This is a genomic window from Corynebacterium sp. MSK204, from assembly GCF_030229885.1.
Classification (GTDB): domain Bacteria; phylum Actinomycetota; class Actinomycetes; order Mycobacteriales; family Mycobacteriaceae; genus Corynebacterium.
This window is the reverse complement of sequence record NZ_JASPGQ010000002.1, coordinates 241,126-258,461: the sequence shown is the minus strand read 5'-3', so window position 1 is coordinate 258,461 and position 17,336 is coordinate 241,126. Positions and strand designations below refer to the sequence as shown.

The 17,336-nt window shown below is 57.4% G+C and carries 18 protein-coding genes and 1 pseudogene; 5 read left to right on the top strand and 14 right to left on the bottom strand.

The window, feature by feature from the left end; genetic code table 11:
• Positions 1-157: 157 nt before the first annotated feature.
• From QP908_RS02500 to QP908_RS02490, 4 genes and pseudogenes are all read right to left on the bottom strand, one after another.
• A pseudogene (locus QP908_RS02500) lies at positions 158-356 on the bottom strand (hypothetical protein).
• Between the two features lie 581 nt (positions 357-937).
• The gene (locus tag QP908_RS11875) at positions 938-1,318 is read right to left on the bottom strand and encodes a DUF6973 domain-containing protein (RefSeq protein WP_502868858.1); all 381 of its coding nucleotides are present in this window, start codon (positions 1,316-1,318) and stop codon (positions 938-940) included.
• Positions 1,319-1,345: 27 nt separating this feature from the next.
• Positions 1,346-1,579 (bottom strand): hypothetical protein, encoded by a 234-nt coding sequence (locus QP908_RS02495; RefSeq protein WP_284771578.1) that lies wholly within the window; start codon positions 1,577-1,579, stop codon positions 1,346-1,348.
• 176 nt (positions 1,580-1,755) lie between these two features.
• Positions 1,756-2,948, bottom strand: a protein-coding gene (locus tag QP908_RS02490) for an IS3 family transposase (RefSeq protein ID WP_502868856.1) whose coding sequence is annotated in 2 segments (ribosomal slippage) — positions 1,756-2,666 and positions 2,666-2,948 — 1,194 coding nt in all. Because the reading frame shifts where the segments join, the coding sequence is not laid out codon by codon here.
• 611 nt (positions 2,949-3,559) lie between these two features.
• Between QP908_RS02490 and QP908_RS02485 the strand changes: the two genes are divergently transcribed.
• From QP908_RS02485 to QP908_RS02470, 4 genes are read left to right on the top strand one after another with little or no spacing between them, the layout of a single operon-like run.
• Positions 3,560-4,396, top strand: coding sequence for a DUF368 domain-containing protein (locus QP908_RS02485; RefSeq protein ID WP_284771576.1), 837 nt, complete (start codon positions 3,560-3,562; stop codon positions 4,394-4,396).
• Positions 4,396-5,283, top strand: a complete 888-nt coding sequence (locus QP908_RS02480) for an ABC transporter substrate-binding protein (RefSeq protein WP_284771575.1) — start codon at positions 4,396-4,398, stop codon at positions 5,281-5,283. Before QP908_RS02485 ends, QP908_RS02480 begins: the two co-directional genes overlap by 1 nt.
• A complete protein-coding gene (locus QP908_RS02475; RefSeq protein WP_284771574.1) occupies positions 5,276-6,229 on the top strand; it encodes an amino acid ABC transporter permease in 954 nt (317 codons plus the stop codon). The genes QP908_RS02480 and QP908_RS02475 overlap by 8 nt, the downstream gene beginning before the upstream one ends.
• Entirely contained in the window at positions 6,229-6,993 is a 765-nt protein-coding gene (locus QP908_RS02470; RefSeq protein WP_284771573.1) for an amino acid ABC transporter ATP-binding protein, read from the top strand. Before QP908_RS02475 ends, QP908_RS02470 begins: the two co-directional genes overlap by 1 nt.
• 28 nt (positions 6,994-7,021) lie before the next feature.
• On the opposite strand, the gene QP908_RS02465 is transcribed toward QP908_RS02470, so the two are convergent.
• From QP908_RS02465 to QP908_RS02430, 8 genes are read right to left on the bottom strand one after another with little or no spacing between them, the layout of a single operon-like run.
• Positions 7,022-7,768 (bottom strand): sulfite exporter TauE/SafE family protein, encoded by a 747-nt coding sequence (locus QP908_RS02465; protein ID WP_284771572.1) that lies wholly within the window; start codon positions 7,766-7,768, stop codon positions 7,022-7,024.
• Positions 7,765-8,238 carry a pantetheine-phosphate adenylyltransferase gene (gene coaD / locus QP908_RS02460; protein ID WP_284771571.1) on the bottom strand — a complete coding sequence of 158 codons (474 nt, stop codon included), beginning with the start codon at positions 8,236-8,238 and terminating at the stop codon, positions 7,765-7,767. Before coaD ends, QP908_RS02465 begins: the two co-directional genes overlap by 4 nt.
• Positions 8,239-8,253: 15 nt before the next feature.
• The gene (rsmD, locus tag QP908_RS02455) at positions 8,254-8,847 is read right to left on the bottom strand and encodes a 16S rRNA (guanine(966)-N(2))-methyltransferase RsmD (protein WP_284771570.1); all 594 of its coding nucleotides are present in this window, start codon (positions 8,845-8,847) and stop codon (positions 8,254-8,256) included.
• Positions 8,848-9,060 (bottom strand): biotin/lipoyl-containing protein, encoded by a 213-nt coding sequence (locus QP908_RS02450; RefSeq protein ID WP_284771569.1) that lies wholly within the window; start codon positions 9,058-9,060, stop codon positions 8,848-8,850. It lies immediately after the preceding gene.
• 19 nt (positions 9,061-9,079) lie between these two features.
• The gene (locus tag QP908_RS02445) at positions 9,080-11,206 is read right to left on the bottom strand and encodes an ATP-dependent DNA helicase RecG (protein ID WP_284771568.1); all 2,127 of its coding nucleotides are present in this window, start codon (positions 11,204-11,206) and stop codon (positions 9,080-9,082) included.
• A 2-nt stretch (positions 11,207-11,208) separates the two neighbouring features.
• Positions 11,209-12,561 carry a DAK2 domain-containing protein gene (locus QP908_RS02440; RefSeq protein ID WP_284771567.1) on the bottom strand — a complete coding sequence of 451 codons (1,353 nt, stop codon included), beginning with the start codon at positions 12,559-12,561 and terminating at the stop codon, positions 11,209-11,211.
• A gap of 10 nt (positions 12,562-12,571) precedes the next feature.
• Positions 12,572-13,210 (bottom strand): uracil-DNA glycosylase, encoded by a 639-nt coding sequence (locus QP908_RS02435; RefSeq protein WP_284771566.1) that lies wholly within the window; start codon positions 13,208-13,210, stop codon positions 12,572-12,574.
• A gap of 2 nt (positions 13,211-13,212) precedes the next feature.
• Positions 13,213-14,250, bottom strand: coding sequence for a thiamine-phosphate kinase (locus QP908_RS02430; RefSeq protein ID WP_284771565.1), 1,038 nt, complete (start codon positions 14,248-14,250; stop codon positions 13,213-13,215).
• On the opposite strand from QP908_RS02430, the gene QP908_RS02425 reads away from it, so the two are divergent.
• On the top strand, positions 14,198-15,097 hold the full coding sequence (locus QP908_RS02425; protein ID WP_284771564.1) for a DUF3515 domain-containing protein: 900 nt from the start codon (positions 14,198-14,200) through the stop codon (positions 15,095-15,097). The two genes, QP908_RS02430 and QP908_RS02425, sit on opposite strands and share 53 nt — an antisense overlap.
• Positions 15,098-15,111: 14 nt before the next feature.
• Here QP908_RS02425 and QP908_RS02420 read toward each other — a convergent pair whose 3' ends face one another.
• Together QP908_RS02420 and QP908_RS02415 are read right to left on the bottom strand one after the other, a co-directional pair.
• A complete protein-coding gene (locus tag QP908_RS02420; RefSeq protein ID WP_284771563.1) occupies positions 15,112-16,179 on the bottom strand; it encodes a D-alanine--D-alanine ligase family protein in 1,068 nt (355 codons plus the stop codon).
• Between the two features lie 22 nt (positions 16,180-16,201).
• Positions 16,202-17,200: an NAD(P)H-dependent glycerol-3-phosphate dehydrogenase gene (locus QP908_RS02415; protein WP_284771562.1), complete on the bottom strand. Its 999-nt coding sequence runs from the start codon at positions 17,198-17,200 to the stop codon at positions 16,202-16,204.
• Between the last annotated feature and the right edge of the window lie 136 nt (positions 17,201-17,336).

Genomic DNA, 17,336 nt, shown 5'->3' with positions numbered 1-17,336 from the left:
AAAACCGGCTACCGGGCGGCTACCGCCACCCCGGTACCTGGTACCGCCTTACCGGTCCCTAAAACAAGCCCGCGTCATTTCACGGCGTAACCTCGCGTTTTCGGCGGCCACATCTTCAGGAACAGGTTCTGGGGTGTTTCCCGCACGACGAGCAGGCTTAAGTCCATTGACGAGCCGTGTGCCATGAAACCCCCAACTTTGCAGCTACTGCCTGGCACGCGGGGTGCATTGACATATTTTCCGCCACGATGCGGTCCTCTACAAAACGGACCACACGGTCCTTTGCATCCTGGTCAAATTTTCTTGACATGTTCCAGATTTTCCCATCTACTCAAACGGAACAAAACCTGGGACACTTCATTTGGCAACACGTCGTCGATGCGTCTACTTGGTACATCAGCTTGCTCTAGCTTAGCCTCGGCGTGAGCATGGTCGCGGTATTCGGTCCAGTTTAATGGTTACTCTGGCAATGGCTCTGGAACGAATGGAAAGCGTTAGAGAGTCCTTAGCAGTTCCAAAATACGCAGAAACTTAAGTGGAAATAGGTTCTTCTGCGGTTACAGTTAGTCCCTCTAGACTTCAATCTAGAGGGACTAACTGTAATTGGCCTTACAGCGGTTCCATATCTATAGGCTATGCGAAGTTTCCATAGCCAGAAATGGTGCTCACCCATAAGAACGCTGATACGACGAAAGCCGCAGCGAATGTGAAGGCAAAAGCACGCCATGATCGGTCGCTAAGCCGACCCTTTTTCAACATGTAGACAGACATGGCTAATACACCCCACACCACCAATGAAGGTAGAGGTAGCCCATAGAAGACGAAAGGTATTGGAAGCCATGTGGACAGGACCACTCCGCCGTAAAGGGTTGCGACGCCCACGACAATTCCAAAAAGTATTCCCGGAATGATCGTTCTTTCTTTCACAACAAATTCCTTACCAATCAGTTATCTTGATCAGACCACCGTTTTTAGCCTGCGCATGACATTCATTGATGGCGCCCGCTTCATCTCCTTCGTGTCGCAATCCAATGTCTCGACCAATGGCATTGTTTGTTTGATCCATGTGCCCAGCTTCAGGAGAACCAGGATGGTCTGTTTCGTGGGCATCGCCAATTTTTCGTGCAAAATCTGCGTTAGCCCGGATCGTTGTCAGCGCCCGCCATACACAATGCCTATCAGCGTCCTGAATGTTATCGTTCGTTACTTTGTTTGGAAACGTTTGCGAGGAAATACGTTCCGCGTCCTTGATTGCTGATTTCGCGCGCTTACAATCATAAGGATTGGTCGCGCAGGCTGCCGCTTCATGCCTACCGATGTTGGTTCCATAATTGTCGCCGGAGTCTCAAAGGCCTGTTTTATCCCCTGCAGAGCCGGATTCATTTAAAACTTGCTGTACGATATGGTCTGGAGTCTCAGCCTTCGGATCAATGTGCTCTTTCTCACGCAGTTCAATCGTCGTCTGAGCGATGCGCTCGTAAGAGTCAGTTTCTGCTGGTGTGGCATGTGCTGGCGATGCTGCCAAAGCATTCGCCGTGACGCCAATCGATAGTAGTGCTACTACACCCAAAGCCTTCATATTTAAGCCTTTCTCGAATCTTGATGGACTCGGCTAGTGCACCACACCCAAAGCTCCAATATAACCGATAATCATTATTGTTACGGTACCTTTATGTGATCTTATATATCTGTTCACCTTCCACCATCCCGAACTACGGGGCCTGACCCCCGGAAAGTAGACACGTCGGGGGTTAGCTATGCTGCTTGGGTCAGTGTAGCCGATGTGAGTGCTTCGAAGTCGTCGGGGGCTTGAAGGTTACACCAAAAGTGTCGTCTGCGCGTGTTGTAGCGTATGCACCACCGGAAGACTTCTTGGCGGCAGACAATGGGATTGTCAAAGACTTTCCGATCACGCAAAACTTCACGCTTTAAGGCGGCATTAAAGGATTCTGCCAGGGCATTATCGGCACTTGTACCCACTGCTCCCATGGACTGGCGCACACCAAGATGGGCGCAGTGGTCCCTAAATGCCTGTGAGGTGTACACACTGCCGTGATCAGAATGGAAAATTGCCCCTGTAAGGCTTCCGCGGACTTTCCTGGCATGGGACAAAGCTTCGATAACCAGCGATACCCGCATGTGATCGGCCAGAGCATGGCCAACGAGTTTGCGCGAGTAGACGTCGATGACCGTAGCTAGGTACATATTCTTGCCGCCCTTACACGGCAGGTACGTAATGTCGCCTACGTACACGTGGTTCGGCCTGTCAGCGCTGAATTTGCGGCCTACTAAATCTGGCATGACGCGGTGGCCAGGCTTGCGCCGAGTGGTGATGCATCGACGCTGTTTCGAAAAGCCGTTAGGCCCCATGGATTTCATGATGCGTGCGACCTTCTTGTGATTGATCGGGCGAATGCCCGAATCGTTGTTGAGGCTTGCAGCGATGCGTTTAGCACCATAAAGCCCGTGCTCATCATCAAAAATGGTCTTAATTCTTGCACCAATAAGAGCATCGGAACACGTCTTTAACCTGCGATTTTCGCGGGTGTTGAGCCATTTGTAGAACGAGGATCGATTGAGCTTTAACACGTGGCACATCCGCTTGACCGAGTACTCGGTTCGGTGGTCATAGACAAACTGGAAGCGGATTACCAGCGTGTCTCTTCGGCAAAATATTTCGCGGCCTTGCGCAGGATATCGCGTTCTTCGCGCAGCTTAGAGACTTCTTTTTCTAGCTGGCGGATCCGTTCGGAATCAGTCGTCGCCTGGGCCTTGTCACGCAGGGTCTTCGTGCGGGCACGTTTGCCGGTGCCGTACTGCTTGATCCAAGAATAAAGTGAGGAACGATTGACTCCAAGCTCTGCTGAAGCCACGTGAAGTGAGAGGTCCTCATTATTTTCGTAGAGGGCCACAGCATCACGTTTGAACTGTTCGGAGTACCTAGGCATGGTGGTAGATTACCTTTCTTCCCAACCCAACCGGGCTGGATATCAGGTGTCTACCAAACAGGGGTCAGGTCCTTTGCTACTTTTTGCCGCAATGGGGTTCCTTTCTAACTTTGGATGTTTTTATCAGTATTGGTTTTGTGAGATTTTTGGGTATTGGCGTTGTCAAATCGTTGTCGCAAAACGTGGCAACATAAATTACTCCCTGGTCAGACCCTTACATTACGTTAGTTGGTGTGAGTTCGAGTCTCACCAGGGGCACATTTTAACCCCGCTTCCTTCCGGATAAATATCCACGGAGGAAGCGGGTTTCGTCATGCCACCTTGTTTATCTTCCTGCTTCGATTCTACGTATATCCTTCCGCAAATTGCATATTTACACAACGCCCGAGAAGCAAGATCGCTGCAAAATAATACCTTCTTACCTCGAGACTTTAAGCAGCAGCCCATCTCATATAAGGTAGATAACCGTTAAAGTAATGAAAGATATGCAGGATTAAGCCACCACGGGCGGTGTTCCATCACGCCGTTCGGTCTTGAGCAACGAGCTTTTTGGCACCCCGAGTGGCTCGTCAACCGCAGTCATGTCTTATACCCAGGTAGATTTTTAATTTATGCAGTATATTTTGAATGCCATTCGTGGCGCCCTCATCGGTATGGCCGAACTGGTTCCCGGCATCTCCGGCGGAACCGTCGCCCTCATCGTGGGGATTTATGAGCGCGCCGTCCGCAATGCAAACGACCTCATCTCCGGCAACTTTAAAAAGGTCGAGTGGTCTTTTCTAGCCTCCGTCGCCGTCGGCATGTTCATCGCCGTCTTCGGCTTTTCCACCCTCCTGTCCAACTTCGTCGACAACAACGTCTCTACCTCCAGCGCCCTCTTTTTAGGCATGGTGGTCGTCTCCATCATCGTTCCGCTTTCCATGTTGTCCAAGGCAGAGCGCACCGCCCCCTCCTCCATCATCGCGTTTATCGTAGCTACCATCGTAATTTTCATCGTCACGGGCTTTACCTCCGAGCCGCAAGATGATCCGAGCCTCATCGTGGTCTTCTTTGCCGCGGCGATTGCTGTATGCGCGCTAATCCTGCCGGGCATTTCCGGCTCGCTCATCTTGCTGACCATGGGGCTATACCAGCCGATCATCGGCGCGGTATCGGACCGCGAGTTAGGCACCATGGGCGTTTTTGCGCTGGGTGCCCTGTGTGGTCTCGCCGCCTTCATCAAATTGCTCAACTATTTGCTGAGCACCCACCGCGCGCCCACCCTGGCCGCCATGGCGGGCTTCATGCTGGGATCCCTGCGCGCCCTATGGCCGTGGGGTGCAGACCAGGACGCCTCTTCGGGCGCCATCATTGGGTACTTCATCCTCGGTGCCATTATCGTGTCCATCTTCATCTACGTCGACCGCAGAAACGCGCAAGCCATCGAGGAAAGGACGGCGGAGTATTAATGCCCTGGGCGATTAATCATCGACCACTAACGGCCGCCGTGGTGGCGTGCGCACTCCCCTTGAGCGCGTGCGTGGTCAACGAGGAGGATTCCACTCCGCAGGGTTGGGAGGAACCAAAAACCACCGAGGTCCCAGAGATCGCCGCGATGTACCACGACGATGACGGCGTGCTCACGGCAGGGACGAACCCGCCCTATGCCCCGTTTCAGCTCAAGGACTCCCATGGCAATCTGCAAGGCGTAGAGCTCGACCTTGCCCGCGCCGTCGCAGGGGTGCTGGGCCTGAAATTCCAGGCCCAGGAGCAAGACTTCTCCATGATCCTGCCGGCTGTGCAATCCGGTCAGATAGACATGGGCGCCTCCGGGTTTACGGATACGGCCGACCGCCGCGATGAGTTCGACTTCGTGGACCACCTCTATGCGGGCATCCAGTGGGCAGAGCTTGTCGATGGCCCCAATAAGGTCGACCCCCAAAACCCTTGCGGTCTGACCGTCGCCGTGCAGCGCACCACCGTGTCCGAGACCGACGATGTGCGCCCCAAGCAAGAAGCCTGCGATGGCGATCTCACCGTCTTGTCCTATGACACCGGGGATAATGCCGCGCTCGCCGTCCTTATGGGCCGCGCCGATGCCCTGTCCGCGGATTCGCCGGTGACCGCTTGGGCGGTCAATCGTTCCGAGGGAAAGATGCGAGCTGTGGGCGATATGTTCCAGGCCTCCCCTTACGGGTTCGCGGTTCCAAAGGACTCGGACTTGGCCAAAGCCTCAGCCGCTGCCCTCCAGCACCTCATCGATACCGGTGAGTACGCGGAGATCTTGGCCCGCTGGGGAATTGAAGATGGATTAATAGACCAGGCGATGATTAATGAAAGGCCCATCAATGGTTAACGAGCACAAAGAGGCAGCCGGCCCCACGGCACAGCAAGAGGCACCCGCCAAGATCGAAGCCCGGCCACTGCGCCACCCCTGGCGGTGGCTCTGCGCGGCCGTGCTGCTCATTCTTGGTCTGTGGTTTGTCATTGCCTCCGCACGCAATGACGCCTTCGGGTGGGATACGTACTTCCAGTATCTCTTTGATCAGCGCATCGCCATCGCCTCCCTGCACACGATTGCGATCACCATCTTGTCCATGATCATTGGTGTGGTAGGCGGCGCCATCCTCGCAGTGATGCGCATGTCGCCCAACCCTATCCTGCGCGCCATTTCCTGGATCTTTCTGTGGATCTTTCGCGGCACCCCGATTTATGTCCAGCTGGTCTTCTGGGGCTTGCTTTCTGCGATTTACCAGTCCATCAACTTGGGCTTTACAGAGATCTCCCTGCAAAGCGTGTTGACCAATGCCTTCTTCTTGGCTGTCATGGGCTTGGGCCTCAATGAGGCCGCCTATATGGCAGAAATCGTGCGATCGGGCATTTCCTCGGTGCCAGAAGGCCAAAAAGAAGCATCCAAGGCCCTCGGCATGTCTTGGTGGATGACCATGCGGCGCACCGTGTTGCCGCAGGCGATGCGCATTATCATCCCGCCGACAGGCAATGAGTTCATTTCCTTGCTCAAGACCTCGTCACTGGTGGTTGCCATCCCCTATACCCACGAGATCTTCGGCCGCGCTACGGACATTTCCGCAGCCCTCTTCCAGCCCATTCCGCTCTTGATGGTCGCCGCCTCGTGGTACTTGGTCATTACTTCCCTGCTCATGGTGGGCCAGTACTTCCTCGAGCGCCACTTTGAGCGCGGCGCCACCCGCGAGCTCACCGGGCGCCAACTTGCCGCGCTTGCCGATGCCGAAGGTACTATCCCCCGCAACGTCTCCGTAATCCAGGAGGGTAAAAACTAATGACTATTCCCATGATCTCCGCGCAAAATGTGCACAAATCCTTCGGTCAATTCGAGGTGCTCAAGGGCATCGACTTAGAGGTCCAGCCCGGCGAGGTTGCCTGCCTATTGGGCCCATCTGGTTCCGGTAAGTCAACATTCCTGCGCTGCGTTAACCACCTGGATAAGGCCACGGCAGGCCGCCTTTATGTCGATGGTGAACTCATTGGCTACCGCGAAAAGAACGGAATTCTGTACGAAATTAGCGAGAAGCAAGCTGCGCAGCAGCGCTCCGATATCGGCATGGTATTCCAATCTTTCAACCTCTTCCCCCACCGCACGGTGATTGAAAACATCATCGAAGCACCGATGCAGGTCAAGAAGGTGCCGGAGGATAAGGCGCGGAAGCGTGCCATGGAGCTCCTAGACGAGGTGGGACTTGCTTCCAAGGCCGATAACTTCCCGGTTCAGCTTTCAGGCGGCCAGCAACAACGCGTTGCCATCGCCCGCGCCGTGGCGATGGATCCCAAGCTCATGCTTTTCGATGAACCCACCTCCGCCCTCGATCCCGAGCTCGTCGGAGAGGTCCTACGCGTCATGAAGGATCTCGCGGCCCAGGGCATGACCATGCTCGTGGTTACTCACGAGATGGGCTTTGCGCGCGAGGTCGCCGATAAAATCTTCTTCATGGATGGCGGCGTAGTCCTAGAGTCCGGTACCCCGGCTGAAGTGCTCGAGAATCCACAGCAGCCGCGCACCAAAGAGTTCTTGTCCTCGCTGCTTTAGGTAAATCTCGCGCGGTGTCAGCCGCGCCCTAGGCACCGTAGGTGACGACGCCGCGAATCAGCGCACTGAGAGCGCCGAGGCTAGCTACCGATAGCGACAATGCGCGCGCAATATCCCTGGAGACTACATGCGCGATGCGCGAGCCCAGCCAGATGCCGATGAACATGCCGGCAATGCCTGCGGGCCAAATAACCCAGGGCAGGCCATCGAATGTCGCGGCACCGAGCGCGGTCTTGGTGATAACGGAAAAGAGCCCGCCCACCACAAAGATCGGTTGCAGGGTCGCCGTATACATGGCTTGGGGCCATTTGGCCGCTTGTGCGTAAACGGTAATGACCGGGCCGGCCACTCCGGCCAAGGTATTGGTGAATCCGCCAAGGATGCCCGCGGAAATGGCTGGGCCCTTGCCTTCCATCGGTGGGACGAACCTAGCGCCGTAGGTCACCACCGCCAAGGCGATGAGCAATGCTGCACCCACCACTATCAATAGCCCTGCGGTATCGATCTTGCTAATCAACGCTGCGGCCGCCAGAGAACCGATAATCATCACTGGCGCGATGAGTCCAAACATTCTCCAGCTCACATTGCGGCGGACAGTAACCGTGGTGAGCAGCGCATTGACCGCCGCCAAGACATTGATCACGAGGATGCCTTCTACCGGGCCCATGACCAGCATGAGAATGGGGCCGCCAATAAGGCCAAGCCCCATGCCGGAGACGCGTTGCAGGGTGGATCCCGCGACAACGACGGCAAAAATAATCAGCGCCAATATCATCGGCGGTATTTTTCCTTCACCGCTTGTACTACCGGATCAGGAAGCATGCCGGTGACCTCGCCGCCAAATTGCGCGACCTGCTTGCACAGGGAAGAGCTGATGTAGCCGTACTTTTCATCGGTAAGCAAAAAGACCGTATCGATGCCAGACAAGCGCCGGTTCATCTGCGCCATCGGCAGCTCGTATTCATAGTCCAGGGAAGAACGCAGTCCCTTGACCAAAACGTCTACGCCGTGCTGCGAGGTATAGTCCACGAGCAAGCCGGACCAATAGTCCACGTTAATGCGCGAATCCACGCTCTGGCGGATGAGATCCATGCGCTCGTCCACACTAAATAACCCGGAAGGCTTTTCTGGGTTGCCAGTTACAAGCACCGTAACCTCATCAAACATCTGGCTGGCGCGCTCAAAAATATTCACGTGGCCAAGAGTGATGGGATCAAAAGACCCAGGACACACGGCTGTGGTCATAAAATATCGCTTTCTCTAGTTATCTAAGGTGTCATCGGCATCGTCGGTACCGGGACGGGTATAGACTGCCATATCCATGCGCGCGATGCCGAAGGTACGCTTCTTTAATTTCTGCCCCGTCGGCACAAACCCTTCTGGCCATTCGGTCTCGGGCGACTCGACGTGGCGTTCAATGACCACCATCGCGCTATCTGTAAGCACTGGCTCTATTGCGGCGATAAGCCCTGCGACATCGTCAAACGCATAAGGCGGATCCGCTAAAACCAGATCGAAGTAGCCGCGCGGGGCGCTGGCCAGGTACGTAGATACCTTCCTCTCCTCCACGCGGGCACCAGGATGTTTCACCACGCCTATGTTGTGCTTGATGATGGATACCGCCGCAGGGTTGGATTCCACCAGCACTGCCTCGTCTGCCCCACGGCTTAATGCTTCCAACCCCAAGGCGCCGGATCCAGCGAATAGGTCAAGCACCTTGGAACCCGGGAACCCCCAGCGGGCATTCAACGAGGAAAACAGGCCTTCCCTCGCGCGATCGGCGGTCGGGCGCGTTCCCTCTGCCGGAACTTTAATAGTCCGCCCCCGCGCTTCGCCTGCGATAATCCGCGTCATTTACGCTTCTCCAATCTCCATAATTAAGTCTCCGCCAACAACATCGCTAAAATCTGCCACCGCTATGCGAGTAATCATCCCCGGGCCTGGGGACACGACGGGCGATTCCAGCTTCGTCGCCTCAACGGTAGCTAGCTCTTGACCAGTGCTGATCTTCTCGCCTACATCGACATGGCAGCGAACGATGCCCGCGAAGGGGGCGTAGATTTTCATACCTATAGCCTATCCCCTCTTAGTTTTTCTCCAAGTATTCCTGCTCGCTTTTGCTCAAATTCCGCGTCAGCTCTTCGGCCAGCTGCGGATTGCGCTGGACCATGGCATACGCATCCGCGTGAGTGCGCTCAACAATATCTTGGTCATCGGCCAGGTTGAGCAACCGCAGCGTCCGGTGCGTACCAGATTGCACCGCACCCAGAATATCGCCCTCGTGGCGTTGCCTAAGGTCTAATTCCGCAAGATCAAACCCAGACGAGGTCTGGGCGATCTGGGTAATGCGCCGATACGAGGCCGAGTTATCCTCCGCTTTCGTATGCATCAGGCAAATGGACGCGTTGCCACCGCGGCCTACGCGCCCGCGCAATTGGTGTAGCTGGGAGACTCCGAAATTCTCCGCCTCGCGGATGAGCATGACCGTGGCGTTGGAAACATCGACCCCCACCTCGATGACCGTGGTGGATACCAAGATATCGATCTCGCCCCGGGCAAATGAGGTCATGACCTCATCCTTATTCGGTATCTTGCCGTGCAAGATATCTACCCTCAGCCCCTTAAACGGGCCAGCAGCAAGCTGTTCCGCCAGTTCAAGCACGCCGCCCTCGCCTTCGATGCGCGGGCAGACGATATAGGCCTGGTGGCCATGCGCCACTTCCTCGCGGATACGCTCGAGCGCCCGCGCCACCCATATGGGCCGCCACTCCGCCACTACTGCGGATTGAATCGGCTTTCTCCCGCCGGGCAGCTCAGCGAGCGTCGATACCGCGAGATCACCGAAAATCGTCATGGCGATGGTGCGCGGGATGGGGGTTGCCGTCATGACCAAAACGTGGGGGCTTATCCCCTCGCGCGTCTTAGAGCGCAGGCTATCGCGTTGCTCTACGCCAAAGCGGTGCTGCTCATCCACGATCACCAACCCCAAATCGAAGAACTCGACCGATTCTTGAATGATGGCATGCGTGCCGATGACGATATTCGCCTCACCCGAGACGATATCCAGGAGGGCTTGGCGCTTCTCGGCGGTCCGCATGGAGCCGGTTAAGAGCACAACCTTGACACCTTCTGGCACCGACGTACCAATAGAGGCCGCGTGCTGGGAAGCCAAAACCTCGGTTGGAGCAAGCAGCGCCGCCTGGCTCCCAGCATCGACGGCCTGCAGCATGGCGCAGGTGGCGACCATCGTTTTCCCCGAGCCCACCTCGCCCTGCAACAAGCGCATCATGGGTAAGGAACCAGACAGGTCATCATCGATCTCAGTGATGACCCGTCGCTGGCCCCGTGTGAGCTCAAAGGGTAGGTGGGTCAATAACTCTTCGCGGAAGCCGCCCAAAATGGCGGGCATCGTCGGCGCCGTTCGCGCGTGCGCATCGCGCTGGCGCAGCGCCATGACCAGGCCAATGGAGAGCGCCTCGTTGTACTTGAGGCGCTGGATCGCTCGCTGCGGGCCAGCCGCGCCGGGCTCATGGATTTCGCGCACCGCTTGGTCCAGGCTGATAATCATCTGCTGGTCTAATGGTTCCCGGATGGTTGGGGTATGCGCGAGCACGTAGTGGATGGCCCCCATGAGGTACCACGAGGTGATCTTTGCCGTGGCGGGATATACCGGGATCCATTCCCGCTCGAGCAATAATTTATCGAGTCGGCCGAATTGGGACAGGTTGCGCAGGGACCCAGTTGCCTTTTGGGGCTTCTTCTTTCCCGCCGCAGGCACCTGGTAGGCGGCTAGTTCCCCGTCTGGGCGCCCGAAGGCATCGATTTCTACGAAATCCGGTTGTTGTAGCTGGGGCTGCTGGCGAAAATATTTCAATTTTCCACTCATCATCACCCGCTGCCCGCGATGGAGCATGCGCAAGACGTACATGGCATTAAAAAACGTGGCGATGATATGGCCATCGAGTTGGACGTTGATGATGGTCGTCTTGCCCGTATCGCGGGTCGTTATTCCCGTTACGGTTCCGGTGACGGTTACGATATCGCCCTCGGCGGCATCGCCAAGCCCCACGTCCTGATTATGGCGAATGTAATCGCGCGGATAGTGCGCTAAGAGTTCCCCGCAGGTCTTATATCCCAGCGCTTTGGTGATCTTCGTGGCGTCTTTTTTATCCAGTACATCAGTCAAAGGTCGGTCATCCTGCCAGCCAAGCATCGCTATTCCACCCCAATCTCAGTGGGAATATCCGGCACCTGCAAGGCCACCACATCGACGCCAAGCTCTGCCGCCAATTCTTCCTGCGAGATAGTAAGCGGGCTAATGACCGTGACCTGCTCCCCGCCTGCGGCAAGCAGCTGGCGGCACATCTTAGCGATGGCTTCTTCAGATTCTTCCGCTGGGTGCGCCACCCGCATCGACTGCGCCGCATCGCGCATGGATTCTACTACCGCGGCGGTATCCGCATTATCCGGCTCATAGACGGAGATGGCGGCAAGCCCCGCCGCAAGCGAAGAAATGTCCACGGTATGCGCTGCAGTTGTGTGTTCTTCTAGCCCGCTGGATAAAACGATGTCCTCGCCAGCCGCGTGGATGGTTTCTCCTGGTTCGACCACCGTAACCCCAGCGGACTGCACAAGCTCAGCCATGGGGCCGGCGGGCACCGCGGCATAGACGGTGCGCGTTTGACCGGCGCCAGTCGCTTCGCGCGGGGCCGAGGTTTCCGGAAGCGCCTCGAGGCGCAAATTACTGACCCATCCTTCGGCAAAGGCGGTTTCGATGACCGCACCGGCCTGGGTGGAATGGATGTGGATCGAGGCGCTATCGTCGCCTGCCTGCGCGATGACCAAGCTCGTTCCCAAGGGAGCAATCTTCTCCTTTAGTACCGCGCTATCGCCTTTAAAAAAGAAGACCACCTCAAGTTCGGTGACGGTCTCCGGCATGGATTCGGGTGCGTGGCTCGTCGTGCCCTCGATTTCTGCAAGGAGGGTTTCTAAAAGGATGACCAGGCCGGCACCGCCTGCATCCACCACCCCGGCCGCACGCAGTTCTGGCAGCTGCGAGGGCGTTTCCGCTAGAGCTGTGCGGGCAGCGGAAATCGTCTCCGCTACGACGCCGTGAAAACTGGAATCAGGTTGCCGTGCGGTGCTTTCCGCCGTTTCTGCGGCACACCGCAATACGGTAATAACCGTTCCTTCCACCGGTTCCGCAATCGCGCGGTCCACAAGATCTACTGCATGCAAAAGCGAAGCTGCAAAGATGGCACCATCGATGGTGGAATCCACGGTGGCCTCTGCAACCCCGCGCAGGACCTGCGAAAGCACCATCCCGGAATTTCCCCGCGCCCCGCGCACGGCCCCCATGGCTAGCGCGGCCGCAACGTCGCCGTCGCCTTTTTCCACCTCGGCGACGGCGGCTTCCATGGTGTGCGCCATATTCGAGCCGGTATCTGAATCCGGCACCGGAAACACGTTGAGCGCGTTAATCTCGGCGCGCCGATGGGAAAGCTCGCCTACGGCGCGGTGCGCCCAATTGCGCAATCCGCGAGCGTCCAGCGTGCTGGGATATGACATGCGCAATAGTTTACAAGTTCCACGCTATCTCTCGCGCACCTTGGTCGCGCAAATGGGCGTTTGCCCGGGAAAATGGGCGGGAACCAAAGAACCCGCGGCTGGCGGAAAGCGGCGACGGGTGCGGGGAGGTAATGCAGGGCACATCGGGGAGGAAGCGCTCGCAGGTTTGGGCATCGCGGCCCCATAAAATGGCGACCATCGGCGTACGGTTGAGGGCGCGAATGGCGGCCTCGGTCACCTCTTCCCAGCCGATGCGCCGGTGCGACCCCGCCTGCCCCGGCGCCACGGTCAACACCCTGTTGAGGAGCAATACCCCCTGATCGGCCCAGGCGCTCAAATCACCGTCTTCGCGCCCGCGAACGCCCACATCGTCATACAGCTCGCGGTAAATATTGACCAAGGAGCGCGGGGGTTTGACCCCAGGCTTGGTGGAAAAGGCCATCCCCATTGCGTGGCCTGGGGTAGGATAGGGGTCTTGGCCAACGATGAGCACGCGGACATCGTCAAGCGGCATCTGCAATGCCCTGCATACATCTTCTGCCGGGGGCAGGTAATCCTGGCCTTCCAGCGCCTGAGAAATCCGTGGCCACTGGCGCTCCAGCACCGGCGCGAGAACCGGTTCCCACGAGGGATGATAGGTCGGGTGCATATCTAAAATCCTGCCCACCCTTCTGCATAACGGGGACGTGTGCCATCTACTGTAACGCCGCTTCCGCGCGAGACGGTGCCGATTTCCCGGAAACCTGAAGGCGCCTGCTTTGTGGTGGTTCCGATCAGCGTATGGTCCTCGCCGCCGGCAAGGACCCACTGCCACGGATCGCAATCGAGGACGGCAGCAGCGGCGTGCAGGAGGGGGTCGGGCTGGATAGCATCGGCATCCAAATCGATGTGTACCCCGGAGCGCTGCGCCATGGTTCCACAGTCTTGGATGAGGCCATCGGAATTATCGGTCATGGCCGTGACCTCAGCGGCGCGGGCTATAACGCCGCGGCCGGGGCTGAGCCACGGGGCACATTGGGCATCAATAAGCGGGTATAAATCCGCATGCTCTGCCGGCAGATCGCGGCCAAAGCGCTGCAGTAGGGACAAGCCCGCCGCGGCGTGGCCAATCTCGCCGTGGGCCACGACCTTCTGTCCCGCGCGCGCCGCATCAAGGGTCAAAGCTGCCCGGCTGCCGCCCAAAAAGCCAATGGCGGTGATATTGATAACCAGTAGGTCTGATTTCGTAATATCCCCGCCCACCAGCTCAGCGTTGTAAAAAGAGCAATGCTCGGCGATGCCCTTGGCCACGCCCCTGACAAAACTCACCGGCGTGTCGCTCGGTGCAGCGATAGCTAAAAGGGCCGCCACTGGGCGCGCACCCATGGCTTCGATATCGGCGAAGTTGCGCAGGATGGCCTTTTTGCCAATTTCGCGCGGAGTGGACCATTCCCGTAGGAAGTGCCGGCCATCTACCATCAGATCGGTAGAGGCCACCGTGCGTGAATTAGGTGGTGCCGCGAAAAGCACAGCAGCGTCATCGCCATTCAAACTACTGGGAGCGGCCGCGGTGATTTCTCGAATCACCGCCTGCTCCCCCACGTCCGCGAGAGTCTGACTTAAGTTCACCGGCATCCTTTCGATAAAATGAGCCCCTATGACATCCCAATTTAACCGCACCGCGATCTTCATTTCACTTGGGTTGTCCATAGTGATGGTTCTAGCGGTCCTTTTCGGCGCGAAATACGTATTCACAAACACGGCCAAGGCCCCCGTGGCGGTCTCCCCGGTGGATTCCCCCGAGGCCAACTCGCAGGCGTGCACGGACTTTGTGCATGCGCTTCCCGATGAAGCCATGGGTCAACCGCGCGCCGATGTTGCGGAACCCGTTCCCGCCGGCGTTGCCGCCTGGGCCGCCAATTCCCAGGAAAAGGTAACGGCGCGCTGTGGTGTTGCCATGCCCTTCCAGTACACCGATTACTCCACCACGCAAGATATCAATGGTGAGCAGTGGTTCAAGGTCAAGGACGCAACATCTGGCTCTAACCTTTCTACCTGGTATTCGACCCAGCGCTTTCCCGTCGTGGCGGTAACGACCTTTAATGACGAAGAGCCGCAGGACCTCAACGAAGCCGTTTCTACCCTGGAGAATAAGCCAGCGGAGACCCACCCTGCCCCATTGCGCGATCTGAAACCGGCCAAAAATGACCGCTGCGCCGCGGTGGAGAAGGCGCTACCGGATGAGATTGCGGATGGCTACCACCGCCGCGATGTAGACGACAAGGACACCTACGTGTGGAGCTCTGAGGGGCACGAGGACATCGTCGCGCGCTGTGGCATCGCCCAGCCGGAAAATTACGAGGCAGGCGTGCAGCTCCAACAGGTCAACGATATTGCCTGGTTTGAGGATACAACCTTGGCGCAAGGCACGACTGCGGGAACTTGGTTTGCGCTAGGCCGCGAGAATTACCTGGCGTTACATGCCCCGCAGGATTCCGCGCAGGCAGCATTGGTGGCCCTAAGCGATATCACCGCGAAGCACATTCCAGAAAGGTAATGCCAGCCCCTGACTTACGCGGTGCGTGCTTGGGCGCGGGCGATGAGCACCTCAAGCAGCGTGGGATAATCCACGCCAGAGGCCGCCAGCACCTGCGGGTACATGGAAATCGGGGTAAATCCCGGCAGGGTATTGACCTCATTGATGTACAGGCCTTCTTTGGTGACAAAGAAATCCACCCGGGAAAGGCCGGCGCAGTTGAGCGCCTTAAAGGCCTGAATCGCCATATCGCGTAATTGCGCCGAGAGCTCTTCCGGGAAAGGCGCGGGAATCTGGGCCGTGACCACGTTATCTAGGTACTTAGTCTCGAATCCGTAGAAGCCCTCATCGGAGTCATCGATGCCCTTGAGCAGGGCCGGCACCGAAGCAATAAGCTCGCCATCCGGGTATTGCAGGACGCCGACCTCTACCTCGCGGCCGACGATCTCTGGCTCGACCAAAATCTTGTCATCGTCTTCCAAGGCAATGCGAATGGCTTCTGGGAAATCTGCCCAGTCGCTCACCTTGGATACCCCAATCGAAGAGCCCCCGCGGGCAGGTTTGACGAAAACCGGTAGACCGAGGCTGTCTTTTTCCTCCGCGGTTAATTCTGTACGCCCTTGGACAATGACCTCTGGTGCCACCGGCAGGCCCGCTGCGGAGAGAATCTTCTTGGTAAATTCCTTATCCATTCCCACCGAGGACGCCAGTACGCCAGGGCCCACGTAGGGGATACCGGAGAGCTCAAAAAGCCCCTGCATGGTGCCGTCTTCACCATAGGGACCGTGGAGAATGGGGAAAATAACGTCGACCTGGGCATACAACGATCCATCATTAATCGCGCGGATTTCGCCCTTGCGCGAAGGATCGGCAGACAATGCCATTTCCGTGCCGTACTTGACCTCTGGCATGACTCCATCGACGATTTCTAGCCCTTCGGTATCACCGGGTGTCCACGTACCCTCGCGCGTAATGCCAATGGGCACCACCTCGAATTTTTCCGGATCGAGATGCTTCATGATTGCGCCTGCGGATACGCAGGACACGGAGTGCTCGGTACTGCGGCCACCGTAAAGGACGGCCACGCGGGTCTTTTCAGTCATAGGCGATGATTTTACCTTTCTGCTACTCCGACTTCTTGGAGCGACCCATAAGGGCGATAATCATATCGTCTACCGCCATGCCTTGATGGCACACTCCGTAGACTGCTTCCGTAATGGGCATCTCTACACCAGCCTGCTGGGCCAGGCGGAAGATGGAATCCGAAGAAAACACACCTTCTGCCACCTGGCCATTGGTGGCCGCCTTCGCTTCTTCTAGGCTGCCGCCTTGACCGAGGCGATAACCGAAGGTTCTGTTGCGCGAGAGCGTAGAGTTACACGTAGCCACCAAATCGCCCAAACCTGCCAAGCCGGAAAAGGTGAAAGGCTCCGCGCCCAATGCCGTGCCAAGGCGCGTAATTTCCGCCAAGCCGCGGGTAATCATCGTCGCCATGGTGTTATTGCCCAGCCCCTTGCCTGAGGCCATGCCGCAGGCCAAGGCGATGACGTTTTTGCAAGCACCACCGATTTCGGCGCCGATGACATCGGTATTTGTGTAGGGCCGCAAGTAGGGCGCTGCGATGGCCGCCTGCACCGCCTTGGCACGCTCTTCGTCGGTGCAGGCGATGACCGTGGCCGCAACCTGCCCCTGCGCCACTTCTTTAGCCAAGTTGGGTCCAGAAAGTACCGCCACGCGCTGGGGATCCACGCCCGCCGCATCCACGATGACTTCGCTCATGCGCTTTAGCGTGCTGGTCTCTACGCCCTTGGAAATGGAGACCAGGGTGGAATCTTCAGGCAGTGCGGGCGCCCACCGCTCCACGTTGGCACGCAAGGACTGCGATGGCACGCCGAAGACCACGATATCCGCGCCGGAGAGCGCCTCTGCCTCGTCGTGTGTGGCGCGCAGTGCCGCAGGTAGGTGAATATCCGGCAAATAATCCGGGTTGATGTGCGTTCTATTAATCGCGTCCGCCAATTCGGTCCGTCGCGCCCACAGGGTGACATCATTTCCTGCATCCGCAAATACTTTGGCCAGGGTGGTACCCCAGGAACCAGCACCCATCACCGCTACATTTACCATGGCTTCCTCCAAACGTTTTCCTATTATTTCCACCTTAAGGCATTTATCATTCTGGGCGTGGCAAGGATGCGGCAGGGATCTCCCCCGTGGAACAATGACCATGAGGTTAACTCCAATTTTTCACTTACCGAAGGAA

Excerpts from the sequence above, each read along its gene's own strand:
- QP908_RS02495 (WP_284771578.1), bottom strand. The coding sequence starts at position 1,579 with ATGAAGGCTTTGGGTGTAGTAGCACTACTATCGATTGGCGTCACGGCG.
- QP908_RS02485 (WP_284771576.1), top strand. The coding sequence starts at position 3,560 with ATGCAGTATATTTTGAATGCCATTCGTGGCGCCCTCATCGGTATGGCC.
- QP908_RS02480 (WP_284771575.1), top strand. The coding sequence starts at position 4,396 with ATGCCCTGGGCGATTAATCATCGACCACTAACGGCCGCCGTGGTGGCG.
- QP908_RS02475 (WP_284771574.1), top strand. The coding sequence starts at position 5,276 with ATGGTTAACGAGCACAAAGAGGCAGCCGGCCCCACGGCACAGCAAGAG.
- QP908_RS02470 (WP_284771573.1), top strand. The coding sequence starts at position 6,229 with ATGACTATTCCCATGATCTCCGCGCAAAATGTGCACAAATCCTTCGGT.
- QP908_RS02465 (WP_284771572.1), bottom strand. The coding sequence starts at position 7,768 with ATGATATTGGCGCTGATTATTTTTGCCGTCGTTGTCGCGGGATCCACC.
- coaD (WP_284771571.1), bottom strand. The coding sequence starts at position 8,238 with ATGACCACAGCCGTGTGTCCTGGGTCTTTTGATCCCATCACTCTTGGC.
- rsmD (WP_284771570.1), bottom strand. The coding sequence starts at position 8,847 with ATGACGCGGATTATCGCAGGCGAAGCGCGGGGGCGGACTATTAAAGTT.
- QP908_RS02450 (WP_284771569.1), bottom strand. The coding sequence starts at position 9,060 with ATGAAAATCTACGCCCCCTTCGCGGGCATCGTTCGCTGCCATGTCGAT.
- QP908_RS02445 (WP_284771568.1), bottom strand. The coding sequence starts at position 11,206 with ATGCTTGGCTGGCAGGATGACCGACCTTTGACTGATGTACTGGATAAA.
- QP908_RS02440 (WP_284771567.1), bottom strand. The coding sequence starts at position 12,561 with ATGTCATATCCCAGCACGCTGGACGCTCGCGGATTGCGCAATTGGGCG.
- QP908_RS02435 (WP_284771566.1), bottom strand. The coding sequence starts at position 13,210 with ATGCACCCGACCTATCATCCCTCGTGGGAACCGGTTCTCGCGCCGGTG.
- QP908_RS02425 (WP_284771564.1), top strand. The coding sequence starts at position 14,198 with ATGACATCCCAATTTAACCGCACCGCGATCTTCATTTCACTTGGGTTG.
- QP908_RS02430 (WP_284771565.1), bottom strand. The coding sequence starts at position 14,250 with ATGGACAACCCAAGTGAAATGAAGATCGCGGTGCGGTTAAATTGGGAT.
- QP908_RS02420 (WP_284771563.1), bottom strand. The coding sequence starts at position 16,179 with ATGACTGAAAAGACCCGCGTGGCCGTCCTTTACGGTGGCCGCAGTACC.
- QP908_RS02415 (WP_284771562.1), bottom strand. The coding sequence starts at position 17,200 with ATGGTAAATGTAGCGGTGATGGGTGCTGGTTCCTGGGGTACCACCCTG.